The 207-nt window shown below is 51.2% G+C and carries 1 pseudogene; it reads left to right on the top strand.

The annotated features are described in order from the left end of the window. Positions 1–207: pseudogene (locus ACO0LC_RS29400) on the top strand (MotA/TolQ/ExbB proton channel family protein); the annotation flags it as partial.

The following is a 207-nucleotide window of genomic DNA, read 5'->3' as shown; positions in this document are numbered from 1 at the left end:
ACATCCTCATCACCAAAATTATCGACCAGGTCAAACTGTCTGGCCAGGCTTCTGATGCACGCTCCAAATTCTGGAAAGCCGCTTCCGTACAAGCTGGTGCAGCTTCCCTGAAAGAAGGCAGCCCATTCCGCTTCATCGCTGACTCTGGCATCAAAGCCACAGAACACCATGAAGGCGCTCTGCTGGAACAAATCGACTTGAATACCT

Source organism: Undibacterium sp. JH2W (genome assembly GCF_049340425.1).
Classification (GTDB): domain Bacteria; phylum Pseudomonadota; class Gammaproteobacteria; order Burkholderiales; family Burkholderiaceae_D; genus Undibacterium.
The sequence above is the reverse complement of the archived record's forward strand: the minus strand, read 5'-3'. Positions and strand labels throughout refer to the sequence as shown.